The following is a 5,791-nucleotide window of genomic DNA, read 5'->3' on the forward strand; positions in this document are numbered from 1 at the left end:
CTGCCGTGTCATGCGCACCCGCGAAGCCGCCGCCGCGTTCAACACCGCCGTCAGTGAAGGGCTCCACTGTGCCGGTGCGTTCCACATCACCTGCTGATTCTCCCCCCCCGCTTATTTCTGGTACAATCAGACCCGATAACGCATATTGAACGCAGACCCGCAATCCAGGCCGGCCCCAAGCCATCCGCTTGATCCGGATTCCCGGAAACCGGGGCGGTCCGATTCCGGGCAGGGAGGAACATGAGTCCGTCACGCCTGATGGAGATGCTGGCGGAAATCCGCCTGGTTGAATCAGTCAACGCGGTCCTGCAATGGGACCAGGAAACCGGCATGCCTCCGGCCGGGGGCAAAGTGCGCGCCCGGCAACTGGCCTGGCTGTCCCGCAAATCGCATGCCCTGTTCACGGACGATGAATTTCGCCGCCGGCTGGAACAACTGGTGGACCTGGATACCGGTTCCGCCCGCAACGAGGCCGCACCCGCGGAAACCCGCCGCATGCTGTTTCTGACCTGGCGCGGATGGAAACGTCATGCCGCCCTGGGCGCAGATCTTGTTTCTCAAATGGCGGAACATGAATCAAGAACACAGCAGGCCTGGACGCAATTGCGCCGCCGCAATGACTTTGCCGGGTTCGCGCCCATGCTGAAAACCATGATCGAATTGAAGCGTCGTGAAGCGGATGCCATCGCCCTGGGACCGACTGCGTACGACAGCTTACTCGACACCTATGAGCCGGGCATAACGGCCGCGCGCCTGAACCACATCTTTGCGGAACTGACCGCGCGCCTGTTGCCCCTGATCAGGCGAATCCGTCAATCCCCGCGCTTTTCCGACCCCGATCCCTTCTCGCCCGGACCATACCCGGTAAGCGTCCAGGAGACCCTGTGCCGCGAAGTGATCATTGCCATGGGCCTGGATATGCAAGCCGGAAAAATGGCACGTTCCGCCCACCCTTTCACCATCGGCATCCACCCGGGGGACGTGCGCCTGACCACTCGTTTCAACCCGGATGATTTCCGCCCCGCGCTGTTTGCCGCTGTGCACGAGGGCGGACACGCCCTGTACGAGCAGGGGCTGACACCCGAGCCTTTCGGTTCACCACTGGAAGAAGCGGCTTCCATGGGGCTGCACGAAAGCCAGTCGCGGGTGTGGGAAAACCAGGTGGCCCGCGGACGCCCCTTCTGGAATTGGTTCCTCCCCCGCCTGAAACGCGCTTTCCCGGAAAAGCGGGAACGCCTGGACCTGGAAACAGCGCTTTTCGGAGTCAACCGCGTGCGGCCCGGCCTGATCCGCGTGGAGGCGGATGAGGTCACCTACACCCTCCACATCGTTATGCGCTTTGAACTGGAACGGGACCTTATCAACGGCGACCTGGCCGTGGATGAACTGCCCGAGGTCTGGAACGCCCGCAGCGAGTTGTATCTGGGTTTGCGGCCCCCAGATTTCCGGGACGGTGTGCTTCAGGATGTTCACTGGGCATTCGGGGGGTTCGGTTACTTCCCCTCCTACGCCCTGGGAAACATCTACGCGGCCGCGATCCTGGACCGGGCCCGGCGGGACCTGCCCGACCTGGACAGTGCCCTGGCAGAAGGCCGCTTTGGTGTCCTGACCGCATGGTTGGCCCGGAATGTCTACAGCCGGGGCAGCCGCCTTTTCGGTGCCGACCTGGTGGCTGACCTCACCGGAGCCTCGGTATCGCCCGAACCCTACCTGGACTACCTGGAAACAAAGTATGCAGAGATCTACAACCTCTGAAGCCGCCCCTCTTCATCCAACCGATTCACTGGTTGTTATGATCCAGATCAGCCAGGTTCTTACCGAATGTTTTTCGAACCAGTGCATTAAAGTATTTGCGATCCGTGTGACTTTTTTTTACATCGGGAGGAATGCCGGACCTCTTAAAACCACACCCGACAATAACCATCAAGCTCACCCGGACTTACTTATTTATTCAACTTAGTGAAGACCCAATTGGATTTTGAGGGCTCCCTCGACGGCTTCCATGTCCGGGTCGGATATGCTTCCGAAGCGCTTTGTGAGGCGTTGCTTGCTGACGGTCATGATCTGGTCTGCCATGGCTTTCCGCCGTCTTCCGTTGACGGTGATGAAGGCTTCGCAGGGATAGAGTCTGGCGACATTCGTTGTGAGCGGCACGACCTGTACCCGGTTGAGAAATTGGTTGGCGGCGTCAACGCTGACGATCACCGCGGGCCGGATCTTCCTGATTTCACCGCCCACGGCGGGGTCGAAGTTCACCCACCAGACTTCACCCCGTTTCATGGCGTCCCTATCGTGTTTCGTCCTGAAGTTCCGGCACGAGGTTTTCGGACCACTCCAGGGCTTCGGCCTCACGTCTTTCATCCCGGGCCATTTCCGTGTAGGCCTTCTCGAGTTCTTCCTCCACCACGTAAGGGCGGGCAAGATTGTTGAGGAAAGCACTGATCCGCCCGCGGCCGATCAGCCTGTGCAACCCTTCGTAAACCGGCCGCTCCACCGTGATGGTCAGTTTCTTGAACTTGTCCATTTTGCGCCCCTTGTACCACTAATACGTATTATACGTGTGAAGGGTGTGGCTGTCAAGTCGCTTTATGTGTTCCGTGGTTTCCTTCAAACCGCTACTTGCAGGACCGAAGTGCATGGAGTAGGATTAGATCAGGATTTCCAAACATGAGGTAATGCATGAAAAAATTGGCTATTGTTCTGCTGGTGTTCATGGTGGTTTTACTGGCAGCCGGTTGTGCGGCCGGGCCCAACAGCCTGGAAAAGACCGCCGACCGCGAAGGCAAAGTATCAGGATTCTGGAAAGGTTTGTGGCACGGTTTCATTTCACCGGTCACGTTCCTGGTATCCCTGTTTACCGATAAGGTGCACTTGTACGAAGTACACAACAACGGCAACTGGTACAATTTCGGTTTCGTGCTCGGCGCCGGCCTGTTCCTGTCCGGCGGCATCCTGGGCCGCAGAAAGAACGGAAAACACTAAGCGCGGCAAACCCTGGCGGCCGGCCGCCGTATACATCACCTGGAGGTCCCATGCACCGAATATTGCCACTGATCCTGCTTACATTGTGCCTGGCGGCACCGGCTTACACCGCCGCTCGTGACAGAAATTTCTCTGAAAACGAGTACCGCGCCCACCTGGAGTTCCTTTCTTCCGACCTGTTGGAAGGCCGGGCCACAGGCAGCCGCGGGGCCCGCGTCGCCGCCGCCTACCTGGCCGCCCGTTTCCAGTCCCTGGGGCTGACCCCCGGCGGTGACCGGGGCACGTTTTTTCAGTCGATCACCTTTGACGGGTATGACAGCAATGAAAAAGAGATGCGCGTTGAATTAATCAACTCCGCGGGTTCCCACGCCATTGAACCCGTATCCGAGATCTGCATGGTATCAGAGCAGTCCGAAACGTCCGTCATGAAGCTGGCGGGAAAACTCTGGTTCGTGGGATACGGCATTACCGCCCCCGAATACGATTGGGACGATTTCAAAACATTCGATCCAAAAGGGCGAATCATTGTCTGCCTGGTCAACGATCCAGACCCCGAAACCGGTTTTGCGGATGAATCCATGACCTATTACGGTCGCTGGACCTACAAGATCGAAATGGCGCGGCGGCGCGGTGCCAGGGCGCTCATCATGGTGCATACCGACCCGGAAGCCACCTACGGCTGGAACGTGGTGCAGACCAGTTGGACGGGTGAACGGATCGCCTTTCATGAATCCCGTTCCCACAACCTGGACGCCGTGGCCTGGATCCGGCACACCGCCCTGAACCGGGCGTTACAACCGCTGAACCTGGATTACGATAAGCTGAAATCCATGGCCGGCTCCCGAGACTTTCAACCATTCCCTCTAAAAACAGATATCAAAGCGGAATTCGCGCAGGTTCACCGTACCTTCGAGTGTGCCAACGTCATCGGCATCCTGCCGGGTAGGGACCCGGAACTCAAGCATGAGGCGGTGATTTTTACCGCCCATTACGACCACCTGGGGCGGGGCATGGTCGATGACACGGGCGATGACATCTACAACGGCGCCCTGGACAACGCCAGCGGCACGGCCGCCGTCCTCTGCCTGGCCCGGGCTTTCGCCCGGGCGCCTGTGGCGCCGCGCCGGACCCTGGTGTTCATGCCCGTCACCGGTGAAGAACTGGGCCTGCCGGGATCCACCTGGTACGCCCGCCACCCGGTGATGCCCTTGGACCGGACCGCGGTGGTCATCAACAAGGACTGCATGAACCACTTCGGTCGCCGCAAGGAGTTCAGCGCCTTTCCCACTGAGTACTCCAGCGCCCTTGAAGCGGTACGCCGCATCGGCAAAGGGCTGGAACTTGAATTGAAAACCCATTCGGTTGATCGCGGCGGCGGCGCGTTCCGCAGTGACCATTTCCCTTTTGCCGCCCGCGGCGTTTCCGCCCTCTCCGTGGGTATGCGTGGCGATTTCACGGATCTTACCGCGGATGAGGTCAAGGCGGTCCGACAGAAAATCGGCCCCACTTACCACCGCCCCTGTGACGAGGTTCACCCCCTGTGGCGCTACGACGGCGTGTTGCAGGAACTGGAGCTACTCTACCGGCTGGGACGCCACTGGGCGGACGGGGCCCCGAAGCCGCGCCTGGAAACGGAAAGAGAAAATCCTTTTACCGCTACGCGCCGCTGGTACGGCATCTCTTCAGACTGAAACGTCACTGAACCGCGGGTTCACTCTTTCCGTGGCTGTTATTGCGGCCGGTGGCGTTGAATTGGGGGGCTATTTGGTTTACAATGGCCTATCCCCGTGCTGTCGGGGAAAACCGGCTCCCGAGGAAACCCATGCCTGAAAACGAAAAGAAAGCGTATCCGAAAAAGTACAACCACGAAGAAGTGGAGGCCCGCTGGCGCCGGGCCTGGGACGAAAGCGGCATTTTCCGCTGGCGTCCTGAAGTCGCCCGCGAAAATACCTACGTGGTGGATACCCCCCCGCCCACGGTGTCCGGCTCTTTGCATGTCGGTCATGCCTACAGTTACGCCCAGACCGACGTGATCGTGCGCTTTCAGCGCATGCGCGGAAAAAACATCTTTTACCCCATGGGTTGGGATGACAACGGTCTGCCCACGGAACGGCGGGCGCAAAACGTGTTCAACATCCGCTGCGACCCGCATCTGCCCTATGACCCGGACTGGAAGCCCAGCCGGGGTGAAAAGCAGACCCGGCTGGTCAGCCGGCGCAATTTTATCGAGGCCTGCGAGGCCATCACCGCCCAGGATGAACAGGCGTTTGAAACCATGTGGCGAAAGCTGGGCCTGTCCGTTGACTGGAACCAGGTCTATACCACCATCGGCAGCCATTGCCGGCATATTTCCCAGCTATCCTTTCTCGACCTGGTGGAAAAGCAAAGGGTGATCCACCAGGAATCGGTCACCATGTGGGACGTGGACTTCCGCACCGCTGTATCCCAGGCGGAAGTAGAGGACCGGGAAGTCACCGGCGCCTACCACGATCTGCGCTTCGGCGTCGAAGGCGGAGCGGAATTCATTATCTCCACCACCCGGCCGGAACTGCTGCCCGCCTGCATCGCCGTGGCGGCCCATCCCGAAGACCCTCGCTACCGCCACCTGTTCGGCCGGACGGCGCTGACCCCGCTGTTCCACGCCCCCGTTCCCATCGTGGCATCCGAACACGCCGACCCGGAGAAAGGATCGGGAATCCTGATGATCTGTACCTTCGGCGACTTCGCCGACGTGGAATGGTGGCGGAACGCCGGCGTGCCCAGCCGCCAGGTGATCGGCCTGGACGGTCGCCTGCTCCAGGTTGAATTC

At 59.9% G+C, this 5,791-nt stretch carries 6 protein-coding genes; 4 read left to right on the forward strand and 2 right to left on the reverse strand.

The features are described from left to right. The first annotated feature begins 240 nt into the window (after nucleotides 1-240). On the forward strand, nucleotides 241-1,755 hold the full coding sequence (locus ENN40_11580) for a carboxypeptidase M32 (GenBank protein ID HDP95981.1): 1,515 nt from the start codon (nucleotides 241-243) through the stop codon (nucleotides 1,753-1,755). 201 nt (nucleotides 1,756-1,956) lie between these two features. On the opposite strand, the gene ENN40_11585 is transcribed toward ENN40_11580, so the two are convergent. Next, nucleotides 1,957-2,280 carry a type II toxin-antitoxin system PemK/MazF family toxin gene (locus tag ENN40_11585; GenBank protein HDP95982.1) on the reverse strand — a complete coding sequence of 108 codons (324 nt, stop codon included), beginning with the start codon at nucleotides 2,278-2,280 and terminating at the stop codon, nucleotides 1,957-1,959. Nucleotides 2,281-2,287: 7 nt separating this feature from the next. Next, entirely contained in the window at nucleotides 2,288-2,524 is a 237-nt protein-coding gene (locus ENN40_11590) for an addiction module antitoxin (GenBank protein ID HDP95983.1), read from the reverse strand. 155 nt (nucleotides 2,525-2,679) lie between these two features. Between ENN40_11590 and ENN40_11595 the strand changes: the two genes are divergently transcribed. From ENN40_11595 to ENN40_11605, 3 genes are all read left to right on the forward strand, one after another. Then, on the forward strand, nucleotides 2,680-2,982 hold the full coding sequence (locus ENN40_11595; GenBank protein ID HDP95984.1) for a hypothetical protein: 303 nt from the start codon (nucleotides 2,680-2,682) through the stop codon (nucleotides 2,980-2,982). A gap of 50 nt (nucleotides 2,983-3,032) precedes the next feature. Continuing rightward, complete coding sequence (locus tag ENN40_11600; GenBank protein ID HDP95985.1) at nucleotides 3,033-4,673, forward strand: M28 family peptidase; 1,641 nt, start codon at nucleotides 3,033-3,035, stop codon at nucleotides 4,671-4,673. Between the two features lie 131 nt (nucleotides 4,674-4,804). Then, nucleotides 4,805-5,791 (forward strand): valine--tRNA ligase (locus ENN40_11605; GenBank protein ID HDP95986.1); only part of this gene is annotated, 987 nt, incomplete at its 3' end.

The sequence above is a fragment of the Candidatus Aminicenantes bacterium genome, assembly GCA_011049425.1.
Lineage (GTDB): Bacteria > Acidobacteriota > Aminicenantia > UBA2199 > UBA2199 > UBA876.

Excerpts from the sequence above, each read along its gene's own strand:
- ENN40_11580 (HDP95981.1), top strand. The coding sequence starts at position 241 with ATGAGTCCGTCACGCCTGATGGAGATGCTGGCGGAAATCCGCCTGGTT.
- ENN40_11585 (HDP95982.1), bottom strand. The coding sequence starts at position 2,280 with ATGAAACGGGGTGAAGTCTGGTGGGTGAACTTCGACCCCGCCGTGGGC.
- ENN40_11590 (HDP95983.1), bottom strand. The coding sequence starts at position 2,524 with ATGGACAAGTTCAAGAAACTGACCATCACGGTGGAGCGGCCGGTTTAC.
- ENN40_11595 (HDP95984.1), top strand. The coding sequence starts at position 2,680 with ATGAAAAAATTGGCTATTGTTCTGCTGGTGTTCATGGTGGTTTTACTG.
- ENN40_11600 (HDP95985.1), top strand. The coding sequence starts at position 3,033 with ATGCACCGAATATTGCCACTGATCCTGCTTACATTGTGCCTGGCGGCA.